15 protein-coding genes are annotated in these 16,025 nt (G+C 62.3%); 12 read left to right on the forward strand and 3 right to left on the reverse strand.

All coding sequences use genetic code 11. The annotated features are described in order from the left end of the window. The first annotated feature begins 188 nt into the window (after positions 1-188). The 4 genes from BACI9J_RS03970 (at position 189) to BACI9J_RS03985 (ending at position 4,967) form a co-directional block, all read left to right on the forward strand. Entirely contained in the window at positions 189-1,844 is a 1,656-nt protein-coding gene (locus BACI9J_RS03970) for an ABC-F family ATP-binding cassette domain-containing protein (RefSeq protein WP_159733264.1), read from the forward strand. A 140-nt stretch (positions 1,845-1,984) separates the two neighbouring features. Next, a complete protein-coding gene (locus BACI9J_RS03975) occupies positions 1,985-2,332 on the forward strand; it encodes a molybdopterin oxidoreductase (RefSeq protein ID WP_159733265.1) in 348 nt (115 codons plus the stop codon). Next, positions 2,332-3,279, forward strand: a complete 948-nt coding sequence (locus BACI9J_RS03980) for an NAD(P)/FAD-dependent oxidoreductase (RefSeq protein ID WP_159733266.1) — start codon at positions 2,332-2,334, stop codon at positions 3,277-3,279. Before BACI9J_RS03975 ends, BACI9J_RS03980 begins: the two co-directional genes overlap by 1 nt. A gap of 224 nt (positions 3,280-3,503) precedes the next feature. Next, positions 3,504-4,967: an amino acid permease gene (locus BACI9J_RS03985; protein WP_159733267.1), complete on the forward strand. Its 1,464-nt coding sequence runs from the start codon at positions 3,504-3,506 to the stop codon at positions 4,965-4,967. 155 nt (positions 4,968-5,122) lie between these two features. Here BACI9J_RS03985 and BACI9J_RS03990 read toward each other — a convergent pair whose 3' ends face one another. After that, entirely contained in the window at positions 5,123-5,992 is an 870-nt protein-coding gene (locus BACI9J_RS03990) for a DUF1295 domain-containing protein (protein ID WP_159733268.1), read from the reverse strand. 50 nt (positions 5,993-6,042) lie between these two features. Here BACI9J_RS03990 and BACI9J_RS03995 point away from each other — a divergent pair, with 50 nt between their 5' ends. The 8 genes from BACI9J_RS03995 to BACI9J_RS04030 all read left to right on the forward strand — a co-directional run bounded on the left by BACI9J_RS03995 (position 6,043) and on the right by BACI9J_RS04030 (position 13,982). Continuing rightward, positions 6,043-6,522 carry a MarR family transcriptional regulator gene (locus BACI9J_RS03995; RefSeq protein ID WP_159733269.1) on the forward strand — a complete coding sequence of 160 codons (480 nt, stop codon included), beginning with the start codon at positions 6,043-6,045 and terminating at the stop codon, positions 6,520-6,522. Further along, on the forward strand, positions 6,519-8,393 hold the full coding sequence (locus tag BACI9J_RS04000; RefSeq protein ID WP_159733270.1) for an AMP-dependent synthetase/ligase: 1,875 nt from the start codon (positions 6,519-6,521) through the stop codon (positions 8,391-8,393). Before BACI9J_RS03995 ends, BACI9J_RS04000 begins: the two co-directional genes overlap by 4 nt. A gap of 128 nt (positions 8,394-8,521) precedes the next feature. After that, positions 8,522-9,178 (forward strand): pentapeptide repeat-containing protein, encoded by a 657-nt coding sequence (locus BACI9J_RS04005; RefSeq protein ID WP_159733271.1) that lies wholly within the window; start codon positions 8,522-8,524, stop codon positions 9,176-9,178. 142 nt (positions 9,179-9,320) lie between these two features. Then, complete coding sequence (locus BACI9J_RS04010) at positions 9,321-10,547, forward strand: thiolase family protein (protein WP_159733272.1); 1,227 nt, start codon at positions 9,321-9,323, stop codon at positions 10,545-10,547. Then, complete coding sequence (locus BACI9J_RS04015) at positions 10,548-11,369, forward strand: enoyl-CoA hydratase/isomerase family protein (protein WP_159733273.1); 822 nt, start codon at positions 10,548-10,550, stop codon at positions 11,367-11,369. Beyond that, positions 11,366-12,229: a 3-hydroxyacyl-CoA dehydrogenase family protein gene (locus tag BACI9J_RS04020; protein WP_159733274.1), complete on the forward strand. Its 864-nt coding sequence runs from the start codon at positions 11,366-11,368 to the stop codon at positions 12,227-12,229. The genes BACI9J_RS04015 and BACI9J_RS04020 overlap by 4 nt, the downstream gene beginning before the upstream one ends. 26 nt (positions 12,230-12,255) lie before the next feature. Then, positions 12,256-12,852 carry a GNAT family N-acetyltransferase gene (locus BACI9J_RS04025; protein WP_159733275.1) on the forward strand — a complete coding sequence of 199 codons (597 nt, stop codon included), beginning with the start codon at positions 12,256-12,258 and terminating at the stop codon, positions 12,850-12,852. A gap of 227 nt (positions 12,853-13,079) precedes the next feature. Next, positions 13,080-13,982, forward strand: coding sequence for an SGNH/GDSL hydrolase family protein (locus BACI9J_RS04030; RefSeq protein ID WP_159733276.1), 903 nt, complete (start codon positions 13,080-13,082; stop codon positions 13,980-13,982). Positions 13,983-14,108: 126 nt separating this feature from the next. Here BACI9J_RS04030 and BACI9J_RS04035 read toward each other — a convergent pair whose 3' ends face one another. Further along, on the reverse strand, positions 14,109-15,242 hold the full coding sequence (locus tag BACI9J_RS04035) for a Gfo/Idh/MocA family protein (RefSeq protein ID WP_159733277.1): 1,134 nt from the start codon (positions 15,240-15,242) through the stop codon (positions 14,109-14,111). Then, on the reverse strand, positions 15,239-16,012 hold the full coding sequence (locus BACI9J_RS04040; protein WP_159733278.1) for a ThuA domain-containing protein: 774 nt from the start codon (positions 16,010-16,012) through the stop codon (positions 15,239-15,241). Before BACI9J_RS04040 ends, BACI9J_RS04035 begins: the two co-directional genes overlap by 4 nt. Positions 16,013-16,025: the final 13 nt, after the last annotated feature.

Consider the following 16,025-nt stretch of genomic DNA (forward strand, 5'->3'; position numbering starts at 1 on the left):
CCGAAAAGTTTTACTTAGGCGGTCCGGTCGATTTATGACGCCTTGCTTCCAAGCCCGCAACTTGACGCATCCCTTATCCGCCGTCAGGCTGGAGCAATGAAGTCTTGAGCGCAGCCCCCTCTTTGCGGCTGCATCCCCAGTACCCACATGGCTTTCTGCCACCCACTGCGGACTTGCGAGGATTCCTCTTGACTGACCACCTGCACCTTTCCGGCGTTTCCCATGGCTACGGGGACCGCCAACTCCTGACAACCGTTGACCTCACCATCCACCACGGCGAACACGTGGCTATTGTGGGCGAAAACGGCGCCGGCAAATCCACCATGCTGCGCTTGCTGGCCGGTGTTGAGACGCCCGACGACGGCACGGCGGGTTTGTCCGGTAACCCCGGCTACCGCGTGGGTTACCTCGCGCAAACCCACGGGTTCTCCGAAGCTGAGACCGTAGGAGACGCCATTGATACTTCGCTGGCTTCGCTGCGTTCCCTTGAGGCGCGCATTGCCGAGCTGGAATCCGGCCTGGCTGACGCTGACGCAGAGGACCTGGAGCTCTACGGAAGCCTGCACACCGAATATCAACTCCGTGAGGGCTACGCAGCCGAATCCCGGGTGGAATCAGCGCTGGACAAGCTGGGGCTGGGAGGCTTGGACCGGCGTCGAGCGCTTGGGTCTTTGTCCGGTGGCGAGCAGGAGCGGGTAGCGCTGGCCTGCCTGCTGGCCGATCCGGCCGAAGCGTTGCTGCTGGACGAGCCCACCAACCACTTGGATGCCAACGGCACGGCATGGCTTGAGTCGAGGTTGGCAGCGCACCGGGGGACCGTGGTGGTGGTCTCGCACGACCGCGTGCTGTTGCGCAGGGTTGCCACAACCATCATCGAAGTGGATGCCGACCGGCGATCCGTGAACCGGTACGGGAACGGCTATGAAGGCTACCTTCGTGAGAAGGCGGCTGAGCGTGCCCGCTGGATCCAGGAATACGATCAATGGCTTGACGCCATGGCTGCCGAACGTCTCCAGGCTGCCACGGTGGCAGATGGCATGGGCTATGGCCGTAAGCGGGACAACGACAAGATGGCTTTCGGGTTCAAGACCGGAACCTGGCAAAGCGCGGCGGCCAGCAAGGTCCGCAACGCCCAGGAGCGCCTGCGGAGGCTGGAGGACAACCCGGTGGATCGGCCGCCGGTTCCCTTGAAGCTGGCAGCACCATCCCGGCCCGGGGCTGTGGCGGAGGTGGCGTCAGCTCCTGCGCTGGAAGCCGTCGGCGTGAGCGTCCCCGGCCGGCTGCAGCCCACCGATCTTAGGGTGGAAACCGGACAAAAAGTTCTCATCACCGGGCCCAACGGTGCGGGAAAATCCACCCTGCTGTCCGTCCTTGCCGGGGCGCTGGAGCCAGCTGCCGGGACGGTAAGCGTTAGCGGCAACGTGGGATATTTGCAGCAGGAACTCCAAGTGCCCGCCCGGCCGGGACTGCGCCTGCTGCCCGCCTTTGCCGCCGGGCTGGGCGGAAACATTGATGAACATGCTGAGGGCTTGCTGCGTCTTGGGCTGTTCCGGCCGGCCGAGTTCCACGTCCCGGTGGGCGGCTTGTCCGCAGGTCAACAGCGCCGGCTCGCCCTTGCCCGGCTCCTCCTGGGTGGCTACTCCACCATGATCGTGGACGAGCCCACCAACCATCTGGCGCCGGTGCTGGTGGAGCAGCTGGAAGCAGCGCTTGCCTCATTTGAGGGGACGGTGGTGATTGTGAGCCACGACCGTGCGCTAGGGGAGTGGTTCGATCAGACTGCTTCGCGCAACGCCCCGGGGGCATGGGTACGGCACGGGATGCAGGGCGGCGAAGTGGTGTAGGGCTCGCCCCGGCCTGATGCCGGTGAGCTGTTGGCAAAGTGATCGTTACCCCGTGGCCTGCAGCCGGCAACAGGGAATCGAGTGTCCTGAAACAACGGCGGCGCACCATGGGAAGGGAGCTTGCCGAAAGGACATTTCCCGTGATCATTCAGAACCTCTTCCTGCAGGGCATCTACCACTTTGAAGGAGCAGGGCTGGATAAGCCGGTTCCTCTCCATGCCGAGCTCGCCCACTTCGTACCCGACGGCGTGATAAATCAGACCCTGTACTTCCGCGGAGGCAATTCGAGCTCCGAGCTGGTCACGGTGATGCTGATGCGTGATCGCATCCCCATGCGATATTTCCCCATCGGAGCCAAGAGCGATGTCCATATTCCGCTGAGGGTAGTGGAGGACACCGACGGCGGATCGGTACTTGAGCTTTTCATCGTTGCGCCGGTCGGAAACAGGGGATACGTGGTGGTGGATCTGGGGATGGTGGAGCACTGATGAAGCCGCAGGTAAAGAAGCGGCTGGTGGTGATCGGCAACGGAATGGCCGGTGCCCGGGCCGTGGAGGAGATCCTCGCCAAGGGTGGTTCCATCGGTTTGGACATCACCGTGTTCGGCGACGAGCCGCACGGGAACTACAACCGGACCAGGCTCGGCCGCGTCCTGTCCGGGGAGGACAGCGAGGAGGACATCTTCCTCAATGCCCTGAGTTGGTTCAGGGAGAACAACATCACCCTGCATGCCGGGGTGCGGGTGGAACGGGTGGACAAGTTCAGCCACCACGTTTTCGCGTCCGACGGCCGGGTGGTCCAGTATGACCAGCTGATCATCGCCACGGGCAGCCACCCGTTCCTGCCACCCATGGAGGGGCTCTACACTCCCAGTGGAACCATCCGACGCGGAGTCTTCACGTTCCGCACCTTGGATGATGCCCGCAGGATGATCGTGTTCGCCCGGCAGGAGCATATCCGCCGTGCAGTGGTTTTCGGTGGGGATTCGTTGGCTCAGGAGGCGGCCCGGGGCCTGCGGGCACAAGGTTTGGAGGTGGAGGTTCTCAGCGGTATCCGGGGCGCTGCGATCCTGGGGACGGACCCCATCACCGGGGTGAGCGTAAGCACCCAAGCTGACAGGGACTGCCACATGGTGGTGCTTACCGCAGGCAGCCGACCAAACGTTGACCTCGCCGTCGTCAGCGGTTTGGCTGTGGAGCGCGGAATCGTGGTGGACGACCACCTGAGGGTGATGGACGAAGAAGACGTATACGCCGTGGGCGAGTGTGCCCAGCACCGGGGCGAGGTGTACGGGATGGTGGCACCGTTGTGGGAGCAGGCAGCTGTGCTGGCTGACCACATCACGGGCTCGGATCGCGGTTCCATGTACTTGGGAACCAGGACCATTCCCCACAGCAACGCGGGGTCACTTCTGGCCCCTTCCGGCGGAAAATGAGGGCATCAAGTGACCCCGCGTTGTTCGAGGCTGTTGCCTGCGTCACGGGCATTCCGGTTAATCCCGTAAGATAGACGGGTTGCGCGAAGCTTCGGCGTTCTGCGTTCTTTGTCACACTTCAGGACCTCCAAAGAGGAAAAGCTCGAATTATGTGTGCCAAAGCCGCCCGTGTTCCGGCACTGGCGTAACACCTACAGCAACACCCCAACCCACAAGGAACAGCTGTGCCGCAAAGTACTCCCACAGATCTCCAGAGCTCCAAGGCCTCATCTGCAGCCTCGGACTCCAACCTCAGCGCCGAGGGATATCAGAAGACCCTGAGCCGCCGCCACGTCACCATGATCGCCATGGGCGGCGCAATCGGCGTCGGCCTCTTCATGGGTGCCGGTGGCCGCCTGGCCTCCACCGGCCCGGCGTTGATTTTCTCCTACGCCATTGCCGGCGTCATCGCTTACCTGCTGATGCGCGCGCTCGGCGAACTCATCATGTACCGCCAGACCTCCGGCTCGTTCGTGAGCTACGCCGGCGAGATGTTCGGCAAGAAGGGCGCCTTCCTCTCCGGTTGGATGTACTTCATCAACTGGGCCATGACAGGCATTGCTGAGCTGATCGCGATCGGCCTGTACTTCCAGTTCTTCTTCCCCAACGTGCCAATCGAACTGTCCGCCATCGCAGCATTGGTGCTGCTGGTGGCCGTGAACCTGTTCAGCGTCAAGGCGTTCGGCGAGTTCGAATTCTGGGCATCCTGCCTCAAGGTTGCGGCAATCCTGATCTTCCTGGCTGTTGGCACGTTCATGGTTGTTACCAACGCCAAGGTGGGCGACGGCCATGCGTCTGTGGCCAACCTCTTCCACGAAGACGGCGGCATGTTCCCCAAGGGCGGCCTGGTGATGATCCTGGTCCTCAACGCCGTGATCTTCGCCTACAACGCCATCGAGCTCGTTGGTATCACCGCCGGTGAGATGGAGAACCCGGAGCGCGAAGTTCCCAAGGCGATCCGCGCCGTCGTGATCCGTATTGTGGTCTTCTACGTCGGTTCGGTGACGCTGCTCGCCATGCTCCTTCCGTCCGACCAGTACGTAGCAGGCACCTCGCCGTTCGTTACCGTGTTCGGTCAGATGGGCCTGGGCTGGATGGGCGACGTCATGAACATGATCGTCATCACCGCCGCGCTCTCCTCCTGCAACTCCGGCCTGTACTCGATCGGCCGCATCTTCCGCACCATGGCCAACAACGGCCACGCCCCGCAGTGGCTCACCAAGATGTCCACACGCCACGTGCCGTATGCAGCCATCCTGGCGATCGGTGGCGTGTACCTCGTGGGCATCCTGCTCAACATCTGGTTGGGCGGTTCGCACGCCTTCGACCTCGCCCTCAACACTGCGTCCATCGGCGTGATCTTCACTTGGGGATCCATCTTCGCCAGCCAGATCGCGCTGCGGAAGAAGCGCGGAAATGTCTCCAGCTTGCCGATGCCCGGTTCCCCGTGGACCAGCTGGTTGGGCCTCATTGCCCTGCTGGCCATTACCGTGCTGATCGGGTTCGATTCCATGACGGACAAGGAAACCGGCGAGGTCTTCCTGCTGGGCCTGTGGACCCTTGCCACCATCCCGTTCTTCGCACTGGTGCTGTGGCTCGGTTGGCAGAAGGTCAAGAACAACGAGCCCAAGAGCGAGTTGTTCAGCTAGACGCTTCAACGCTTCAAACGCCCGACGGCGCGTGCCTCCTTCAGGGGGCACGCGCCGTTTTGCGTTGGGTGGCCTTGCGTTGCGGGGCCCGCTTTGCGTGTTATTCGTGGGGTCAGGGGCGCAGAGCGGGCCCCGCAAGTGGGTGGCCTTGCGAGTTATCCGAGCTTGGGAATGAGGACGGGGGTGCTCTTCTTGTAGGCCTCGTAGTCAGCCTGGCCACCCCAGGACGTGTCGGCCTTTTTCTCGAGGAGAGGGATGCCGCTGACTTTGATGAGCAGCAACGCCACGAACACAGGCGAGATCATGGCCACCCACTGCCAGCCTTGGAGCACGGGCGCTGCAATGACCGCGACGCCGATCCACAGGAGGATCTCGCCGAAGTAGTTCGGGTGCCGGGACTTGGACCACAATCCGGTGGAGATGAAGTTTCCCTTGTTGGCGGGGTCGGCCTTGAAACGGCTCTTTTGCAGGTCCGCCAGCACCTCAATGCCAAACCCTGCAGCCCAGAGCAGGAGGCCCAGCAGCGCCGACCAGTCGAGTTCCACGCGCCGTGAACTGCTGATGGCAATCCAGGCTGCAGCTGCTGTGAAGACTACCCAGAGCCCTTGGACTGTCCACACGTTGAGGAAGCGGACAAAGGAAGGTTTGATGTCGTCGAAGCGGTCGTCCTTGCCGGATTTGCTGATGCGGCGGGAGAGGAACGTGCCCAGGCGCAGGGCCCAAACGGCCACCAATCCGGCAAGCAGGAGTCCTCGGGCGTCTACCCCGGGGGTCAATGCCACCAGCATCACCGTGATCGCCACGTAGGTGAGGGACCCGGTGAGATCGAAGAACTTCTCTGTTTGCGCTTTGAAGGACGGGATGAACACGAGCCACTGAATGAGGAACGCCGCTGCCACTGCCGACGCGAAAATCGGAAAGCCGCCCAGTGTTGCCCCGTGGTGGCTGCCTGCGAGCGCTATGAGAGCGCCCATCGCCACTACTACCGGAAGAGCGATGAGGCCCTTCCTGTCTGTATCCTTCATGATTTACCTAGTCTGTTTGATGTTCAAATTAATTTGATTACTATATAACCATGCAAAACCATGAAAAGGCCATTGGAGTGCCGGAGCACCCGGCTTCCAGTACCTTGCGGGCCCTCTTCGGCTTGGCCAATGAGACTGAGCGCGAAGTTGCCAGGGCCCTGGAACTCAACCTCACTGACTACCGCGCTTTCACTGTCCTCTCGGAATCAGGCCCTCTCACCGTCGGAGCCTTGGCGGAGAAGCTCAGGGCCACCGCTGCCACTACCACGGCCATAGTTGGTCGCTTGGAGATGCACGGATGTGTGGAGCGTGCCCGCAGTACCGAAGACAGGCGCCAGGTGCACGTCAACGTAACCGAGGCTGCATCGGCGAGGGTGAAGGAGCTGCTGCAACCTCTTGCCGCCGCCGCCGCAGCGCAATTGGATGCATTGGAGCCTGACCATCAGCTCGTCGTCGCGGATTTCCTTGGTTCCGTGGTGAACCTCATGCAGGACCACTTGAATTCACTTTCGGCAGAGGGTGCCCGTTGAGGGAGTTCACTTCACCGCCGCTGGTGGAGGCCTCCACACACCGCAACGCCACGGATTTGCTTATGCAGCGTGTGCGCAGCAATCCGGATCATGCGGCTTTTGATGTCAGAACCCCTGGTGGTGCCGTAACCGATCCATGGCGCGAGGTCAGCACGGCCGTCTTCGCTGATGAAGTGCGGGCACTGGCCAAGGGGTTCATCGCTGCAGGAATCCAGCCGGGCGAGTCGTTGGCCATCATGTCCCCTACACGGTACGAGTGGGCCTTGACGGACATGGCGGCGTGGTTCGCCGGCGCCGTCGTGGTTCCCGTTTATGAAACCTCAGCGGCACCGCAGGTGACGGCCATTCTTGCCGACGCCGATGTCCGGCTCGCAATCGGCGGCAGCGCTGAACACGCGGTCTTGCTGGAACAAGGCTTCGCGCTCGCAGGGTTGGCGGCATTGGGGGTCTGGACCCTTGATGCGCGGCCGGGCGCCGACCTGGCTGATCTTGTGGAAAAGGGAACCCTGATTCCGGACAGTGCGGTGGAGGAGCGCCGTCTGCTGGCCACCCTCGATTCTGTAGTCACCATCGTTTATACCTCCGGAACCACGGCCGCTCCGAAGGGGGCGCTGATCACGCACGGCAACTTTGTGGGACAGGTCCTTAACGTGGCGGCGGCATACACCGAGGTTGTGCGTGAAGGCGGTAACACCATCATCTTCCTCCCCATGGCCCATGTGTTGGCCCGTGGGTTGCAGCTGATCTGCTTGGCAAACGGCATGAGGATCGCCCACCTGTCCGATCCCCGCGACGTGGTGCCGGCCCTGGGCGCCTTGAAACCCACGTTCCTGGTGGTGGTCCCGCGCGTGTTGCAGAAGATTCAGGCGTCGGCGGCCGCTGCCGCAGCTCAGAAACGCTTGGGACGCGTGTGGGCTTCGGCGCAACGCACAGCTGTGGAGTGGGGCCGTTTTGCTGAAGCGCACGACGCCGATCCCCGCCTGCGTGCCTCGGCCGGCCTTCGCTTCAGGCGGGCATTGTTCGATCGTCTCTTTTACTCGCGGCTGCGGCAGTTGGTGGGTGGACGCCTGGATTACCTGTTGTCCGGTGCCGGCGCTCTTGATGCCGAGCTGTCCCTTTTCTTTCGGGGCCTTGGGCTTCCTGTGATCGAGGGCTACGGCCTCACCGAAACCACGGCACCGCTCACGGGAAACCTTCCGGGGTCCATCACTTCCGGCTCGGTTGGAGTCCCCATGCCCGGAACCAGTGTGCGGCTTTCGGACCAGGGCGAAGTGCTGGCCCGGGGTGTGGGCGTTTTTGCGGGTTACCGCAGGCCGGCCGATGACGCGGAAGCCTTTGTGGACGGTTATTTCCGAACCGGTGACCTCGGCGAATTGGACCACAGCGGCCGGCTCACCCTGAAGGGGCGTATTAAGGACGTCATTGTTACCGCGGGTGGAAAGACCATCTCCCCGTCCATCTGGGAGGGCTATGTTGAAGGCGATCCCCTGGTGGCCCACGCCGTGATGGTGGGGGAGGGGAAGCCGTATCTGGGCGGGCTGGTGCTGCTGGATCCGGAGTCCCTGGCGGCCTGGGCGGAGCGCGAGGGACTTGCCGGTCTCAAAGGACTTCGTATTCCGGACGACGGCGGTGCAGTCCAAATAGACGACGCCCGTCTCCTCGCGGTCATTGGGCAGTCCGTCAGTGCTGCCAACGCAAAAATCGCCCGCTCCGAGCAAGTGCGCCGGTTCGTCTTGTTGCTGACCGACCTGAGTGAGGCCAACGGATTCGTAACCCCCACCATGAAGCTCAAGCGCAGCGCATTTACCAGCCGGGCCAGCCACATTGTGGAAGGCCTCTACAGCCAGCCTCCTAGCCCCGGTGTTCTGTGAGTGTCAGTGCCCGGGTCTAGGCTCGAGTGTATGGAACACACTTCTAACCTTCCAAGCCCGGCCGGATGTTATTGCGGCGTCAACAACCCCTTTGGGCTTACTGACGTGCACAAAGCGGAAACGCTCTGATGGCGGCAGCAAAGGTTGCAGCGCCAAAGATTTCGCCGGTGCGTTTGGATGAACTACGCGACGACGACGCCCCGGACTTCCAACGCGGCGAACGGTACGACGGCGTCAGGCTCACCCGTGTTTCCGCCGACGGAGAGGAGCTCAGTGGCGCCGATTTCATTGAATGCGAGCTGAACGCAGTCTCCTTCAACGAGGCCCAACTGCGGGGTGCAACGTTCCGTGAGTGCATCATTTCCGAGCCGTATGCCCCGGTCTTCATGGCAGCGCGGACTTCCTGGCAGGACGTTGAGATCACCAACCCGCGGTGGGGGTCGGCCGAACTTTATGAAGGGAGCTGGCGCTCGGTCCGGATCGACGGCGGCAAGCTGGATTATGTGAACCTCCGCGGCTCCAAGCTCATGGACCTTCAGATTTCCGATTGCATCATCAATGAACTGGACCTCGGAGGATGCGCGGGAACGCGGTTGGCGTTGAAGAACTGCACCATCGGAACGCTGGATGTCACCGGCGCCAAGCTGAAGGATGTGGATCTGCGGACTTCGGAGTTCCGCGGAATCAACGGTTTGGCGGGGCTCGCTGGCGTGGTGATAGATGACTATCAGCTGAGCCTTATGGCGCCGCTGTTGGCCGGACATTTGGGAATCCGGGTGATCTGATCCGGGGCCGGACCGGTCGGCGCTGATTCGTAATGCAGGGCGTCAGCTGTTGACCGGTCCCTCGGGCCGTGTAATCTTTATAGAACGAACGGTCGGTATATTATTCCGCGCCGGTCCCTTTCACTTCGCGAAGGATGTTCTCATGGTCGAGGCTTTTCTTGTTGGCGGCGCTCGTACGCCTGTAGGTCGCTACGGTGGAGCGCTGTCCTCCGTCCGCCCGGACGATCTCGCAGCACTGGTGGTCCGGGAAGCGGTGGCGCGTGCCGGCGTCGATCCGGATTCCATTGATGAAGTGATCCTCGGCAATGCCAACGGCGCGGGCGAGGAAAACCGGAACGTGGCGCGCATGGCCACGCTCCTTGCAGGACTTCCCCTCCACATCCCCGGTATCACCGTGAACCGCCTCTGCGCATCGGGCCTCAGCGCCATCATCATGGCCAGCCACATGATCAAGTCCGGAGCTGCGGACATCGTGGTGGCCGGTGGCGTTGAGTCCATGAGCCGTGCCCCCTGGGTGCAGGAAAAACCCACCACGGCGTTCGCCAAGCCCGGCCAGATTTTCGATACCTCCATCGGCTGGCGGTTCACCAATCCGCTCTTCAGCAAGGGCGAGCTCTCCCGCGACGGCAAAATGACGTACTCCATGCCCGAGACGGCCGAGGAAGTAGGCCGTGTGGACAACATCTCCCGCGAGGACGCTGATGCCTTTGCCGTCCGCTCCCACGAACTCGCCTTGGCTGCCATCGCCGGTGGCCGATTCAAAGACGAAATTGTTCCGGTCACTGTGAAGACCCGGAAGTCGGAGACCGTGGTGGACACTGACGAAGGCCCGCGCGAAGGAACCACCATGGACGTCCTGGCCAAGCTGCGGCCGGTTGTCCCGGGCGGATCCGTGGTCACTGCCGGTAACTCCTCCTCACTCAACGACGGCGCCTCGGCCATCATCGTTGCCTCCGAAGCCGCCATCAAGAAGTTCGGCCTGACGCCGCGTGCACGGATCATCGACGGTGCATCTGCCGGATGTGAGCCCGAGATCATGGGAATTGGTCCCGTTCCGGCCACCCAAAAGGTCCTGGCCCGCACCGGCCTCTCCGTGGATCAGCTGGGCGCCGTTGAACTCAACGAAGCTTTCGCCACACAGTCGCTTGCCACCATGCGGCGCCTCGGGTTGAACCCGGAGATCGTCAACAACGACGGCGGTGCCATCAGTCTGGGGCACCCGCTGGGTTCCAGCGGCTCACGTATCGCCATCACCCTGCTGGGGCGGATGGAGCGGGAACTTGCCTCCAGTTCCGGACGAAAGCTCGGGTTGGCCACCATGTGCATCGGCGTTGGCCAGGGCACCGCGATGTTGCTGGAGGGTGTGTAAATGGCACTGGATCCCCGGGATTTCACCACCCTCCTGGTCGAGGAACGCGAGGACCGCCTCACGGTCTTGCTGAACCGTCCTGAGGTCCGTAATGCGATCGATCAGACCATGGTGGACGAGCTTCACCGGGTCTGCGCTGAGCTGGAGCGAAACCCGAAAATCCTGATCATTGCAGGCACTGACGGCGTCTTCGCCTCCGGCGCGGACATTGGACAGTTGCGCGAACGTCGGCGCGATGACGCCTTGCAGGGGATCAACTCCACCATCTTTGTGCGCATCGCCAAGTTGCCCATGCCGGTTATTGCGGCTTTGGACGGGTATTGCCTGGGCGGGGGAGCTGAACTCGCCTACGCTGCCGACTTCCGCATTGGCACTCCGAGCGTCCGAATCGGCAACCCGGAGACCGGGCTGGGGATCCTTGCAGCCGCCGGGGCCAGCTGGCGGTTGAAGGAACTCGTGGGTGAACCCAAAGCCAAGGAGATCCTCCTGGCCGGCGCAGTGCTCCGAGCTGAGGAAGCCCTGCGCATCAGCCTCATCACCGAGATCCACGAGGCCCCCGAACTCATGGATGCCGCGCACAAGTTGGCGGACAGGATCGGGCGTCAGGACCCTTTGGCCGTGCGGATCACCAAGTCCGTTTTCCACGCCCCGGCTGAAGCCCATCCGTTGATCGACACCCTCGCGCAAGGGATCCTTTTCGAGTCTCAGGCCAAATTTGATCGCATGCAGGCATTCCTGGACAAGAAATCGGCCAAGGCTTCTCAAGAGACTGCCGCTCCCGCAACAACAAGCACAGACCCCCAAGACAGGACCCGGAAATGACCCAAGCCCCCGCAATCCCGCACGTCGTAGGAGTCCTGGGCGGTGGCCGGATGGGTGCCGGAATCGCGCATGCGTTCCTCACCAAAGGTGCCAATGTAATTGTTGTGGAACGCGATCACGAGGCAGCAGCCGGAGCGCAAGATCGCGTTGCTGACGCCGTCACCAAGTCCGTCGCACGAGGCACCCTGAACGAAACTCATGAACAGGCGATGTCCCGCTTCAGCACCTCCACGGACTACGCGTCATTCATTCATTGCGGACTGGTGGTGGAGGCAGTACCGGAAGACTACGACCTCAAGGTCAAAGCGCTGAAAGCCGTTGAGGAACACCTGTCCGCAGATGCCTACCTCGCCTCCAACACATCCTCGCTGTCTGTGACCGGCCTGGCCGGCGAACTCCTGCGTCCGGCCAACTTCGTGGGCCTGCACTTCTTCAACCCGGTGCCCGCTTCCACCCTCATTGAGGTGGTGCTGGCCAAGGAAACCTCTCCCGAACTCGCTGTTGCGGCCAAAAACTGGACCGAGGCACTTGGCAAGACCGCCGTCGTCGTCAATGACGCTCCTGGCTTTGCGTCCTCAAGGCTTGGCGTTGCCATTGCCCTCGAAGCGATGCGCATGGTGGAGGAAGGTGTGGCGTCCGCAGAGGACATCGATGCCGCCATGGTCCTGGGATACAAGCACCCCACCGGACCGCTGAAAACCACGGACATTGTGGGCTTGGACGTTCGGCTGGGCATCGCCGAATATCTGCACTCCACCCTGGGTGACCGTTTCGCTCCGCCGCAGATCCTTCGGGACAAAGTGGCGCGCGGGGAACTGGGCCGTAAGACGGGCAAGGGTTTCTTCGACTGGAAAGACTAACGCCCGGGGCCGGTTAGGCTAACCGGGTGACTTCCATTGAACCCATCACCATGACCGGCCACTTCGTAACGCTTGAACCGCTAAGCCAGGAGCATCATGACGGCTTGGTTGACGCAGCCCGCGACGGCGATCTTTGGAAGCTTTGGTACACGTCCGTCCCCACACCGGAGGGAATGGCTGCTGAGATAGATCGTCGTCAGGGCTTGCAGGCAGCGGGGTCCATGTTGCCTTTTGCCACGCGCTCCAACGTCACCGGCAAACTCATTGGCATGACCACGTACATGAATATCGACGCCGCCACGCCCCGGTTGGAGATCGGCTCCACGTGGAATGCGGCATCGGCACACGGCACGGGAACCAATCCGGATTCGAAGCTGCTGCTCCTGCACCACGCCTTTGAAACCCTGGGCTGCCCGGCCGTGGAATTCCGCACCCATTGGATGAACCAGCAGTCCCGTGAAGCAATCGCCAGGCTCGGCGCCAAACAGGACGGCGTGCTTCGAAGCCACTCCCGCAGCCAGGATGGTGCCCTCCGCGACACCGTCGTGTTCTCCATCCTCGAACACGAATGGCCGGCCGTCCGCAACGGCTTGGAATTCCGGCTGGCCAAGTACGGCGCGTAACGGCAGATGGGAACGCCCTCACCGGAGCAGACGTCACCGCGCACGCCGCGACTACCCTAATTACCTCGAGGTCAAACCCCTACCGCTGTTGAAGTCTTCCGCAGGCACCCGGCTGGGCGTAATCTTGCCAACACATTGCCCCGGTACGCGGCCGAATGGTGGGCGAGCCGCAGCGTCCTTTCATGCGGATTGCCGGAGCCCCACAAAGCGGTACGAAGGGGAACATCATGGCAACTCATCATGGACGACGGCGGCACTCGGCCTTTGCAGGCGGACTCGCCATCCTGGCACTTTGCTTAGGATTCACAGCCAGTCCGGCGACTGCCGCCCCACCGCCACCTGTGGATTACGTGGCGCTCGGAGATTCTTCCACGGCCGGCACCGGCGCGGATGGACTCTATGCCCCGCTTCCGGCAATTCCTTGCTGGCAGAGTGAGGGCGGCTACGCGGACATCGTTGACGCATCACCCCGCGTGACACTCGTGGTGAACGCCGCCTGCCACGGCGCGTTCCTAGGCCCGATCGGAACGTCGAAACCTGTTGCTCAGCAAATTGCCGAATTGAGCGGCGGAGCCCTCAACAGCGGGACAGACTTGGTGAGCATTACAGCTGGTGCGCTCGACGCCGGAAGCGGGCTCGCGTTACAGGCGTGTTCTACTCCGGACACGGCGCTTTGTGCGGCGACGGTTACCGGGGTCCTTGAAAATTTGAAGTCCGGAGCCCTCCAAACTGCTCTGGCAACCACTTATCAGGGCATCCAACTGGCAGCCCCGGATGCTGTGATTGCAGTCCTGGGCTATCCGCGGCTGTTTGATCCTTCCCAGGGAGCCATCCTCATCAACGGCATCCCCGTGGTCCCTGTCCAGAACCAAATACTGGTGAATCAAGCAATCGACGCCCTCAACGCAACCATCGCGGCGGCCGTCCAAAGCAGCGGGACCAACGCCGTCTTTATCGACGTGACCAAACGTTTCCTCGGCCACGCCGTCAACTCGGATAATCCATGGATCGTACTCGACTTGACCCAGCCGTTTGCTGACGCCAATTTCCATCCGAACGACTCAGGACATGGCGCCTACGCATCGGCCTTGCTTTCCTCGGTGAAGCTAACCCAGCTCGCAAAGCGGTAAAGCGCGAGTTAAGGGGTGAGCTCTTGGCGGTAAGCGAACGCTATACATCCGAGAACTCACCCCCGACTCTCAGCGAAGGCCCCTCAGCGAAGGGCCCCCTCAGCGAAGGCTACGATCGAGTGCCCGTCACAACGCCACGCTTTGACCGGCCAATGCACTCCGGACGGACGTCCATGACTTCAGGATCTCCAGCACCGCGGGGTCCCGTTCGGCCAGGATGGCTTGTTGGTACGAGTCCTCCAGCAGCGAATCCACGGACACCCGTGCGCCGGTGGAGGCGCTGAGGACGGCGGCCTCCACCATGGCCAGACTCATGATGTTCTGATGAACCTGGCCCATCGGAGTGCTTCCCGTACGGATGGCGGACACGAAGTCCCGCAAGGATCCGGCAATTTCCTGGCCCGGATCCTCAAGACCCGCTGCGTTCCCGGACACAGGAACGGAAGAGACTGGCTCGTTGTCGCCGTCCCACAGGACAGTTCCGTGCTCTCCGCTGATCCGCCACGATGCATTCCATGAGGTTTCCTGGCCCGGGCTGCACCAGCTCCCGGTGAACACGAAGCGCTCGCCGCCGGTCATCTCGAAGATGGCCGTGGAGCCTGCATCTCCCCGGTACCAGCTCCAGGAAGGGTTGTACTCCTCGCAGAACACGGAGACGGGGTCGGCGTCGAGGAGGAAGCGGGCCATGTCGAACTGGTGGATGGCCATGTCCAGCAGGAGCGGATGATCCATGGCGTCTCGGAATCCGCCGAAATGTGGGGCTTTGAAGAACTCGGCCGAGACGATGCCCACGGAACCCAGAGATGAAGAGAGACGCTTGGCCGAGATCAGGTGCCGGTTGTATCGCCGTGACTGGCTGACCATGAACAGCTGACCGTGGAGCTCCGCAGCGGCGGCCAAGGAGAGGCCCTGCGCCACCGTTGAAGCTACTGGTTTCTCACCGAGGACCGGCAGGCCAGCGGCCAGCGCTTCGGTGGTGACTGGATGATGCGCGGCAGGGACAGTGACGTTGATGACGGCTTGGGCTCCGACGTCGGACGCCAACCGGGCGGTTCGGTCACCTACCGCGAGGTCGGGTCGGCCCAAGGATGCCGCCGCTTCAACAGCGGCCTTAAGGTCCAAATCAACGATGCCCGCCAGCTCAACCAACGGCGATTCCTCCACCGTCCGAAGCCATGCGCGGCCCATGCCCCCGGCGCCGACAACAATGACGCGAAGGGGAGCGCCGTCGTCGGGAATGGTAGCGAAAGATGTGCTCACGCGTTGGCCCCCTGGTAGCTCTTACCGTTGAAGAAGTCGCCGGTTTCATACCGCAGGAGTTCGGGTACGGCGCGTTCCGGGCGGTCGGTGACGGCCCACTCCACGGCGTTGGCGATGACTCGCCGGACGTCCTTGTGGTGATACACGGGGTAGTCCTGGTCGCCGGGACTGAAGAAGAAAATTTTGCCGTGACCGCGGCGGAAGGTGCAGCCGGACCGGAACACTTCGCCGCCGCTGAAGGAGCTGATGAATACCAGTTCTTCAGGCGTGGGGATATCGAAGAATTCGCCGTACATTTCCTGCTGCGGGATCTCTATGGGGTGCGGAATGCCCTTGGCGATGGGGTGTGTGGGATCCACGGTCCACACCAGTTCGCGGTCCTGCTCCGAGCGCCAACGCAGCGTGCATGAGGTGCCCATGAGCTTGGTGAAAATCTTGGACCAATGCCCGGAATGCAGCACAATCAGGCCCATTCCGGCCAGGACGTGGCGGTGGACGCGCTCCACAATCTGGTCATCAACATCTGCGTGGGACATGTGCCCCCACCAGGTCAGGACGTCAGTGTTGGCCAGGACTTCTTCAGTGAGGCCGTGTTCAGGTTCGTCCAGGGTTGCGGTCCGGACCTCGACGCCGGCACCCAGGTTCTCCTCGATGCCCGCCTTGACGGCGCCGTGCATGCCGTCCGGGTAGAGTCGGGCCACCAGTTCATCGCGTTTCTCGTGGCGGTTCTCGGACCACACAGTGACGCGGATGGGCTTGCTCTCAGTCATGATTTCTCCTTTG

This window comes from Arthrobacter sp. 9V (assembly GCF_902506065.1).
Taxonomy (GTDB): domain Bacteria; phylum Actinomycetota; class Actinomycetes; order Actinomycetales; family Micrococcaceae; genus Arthrobacter.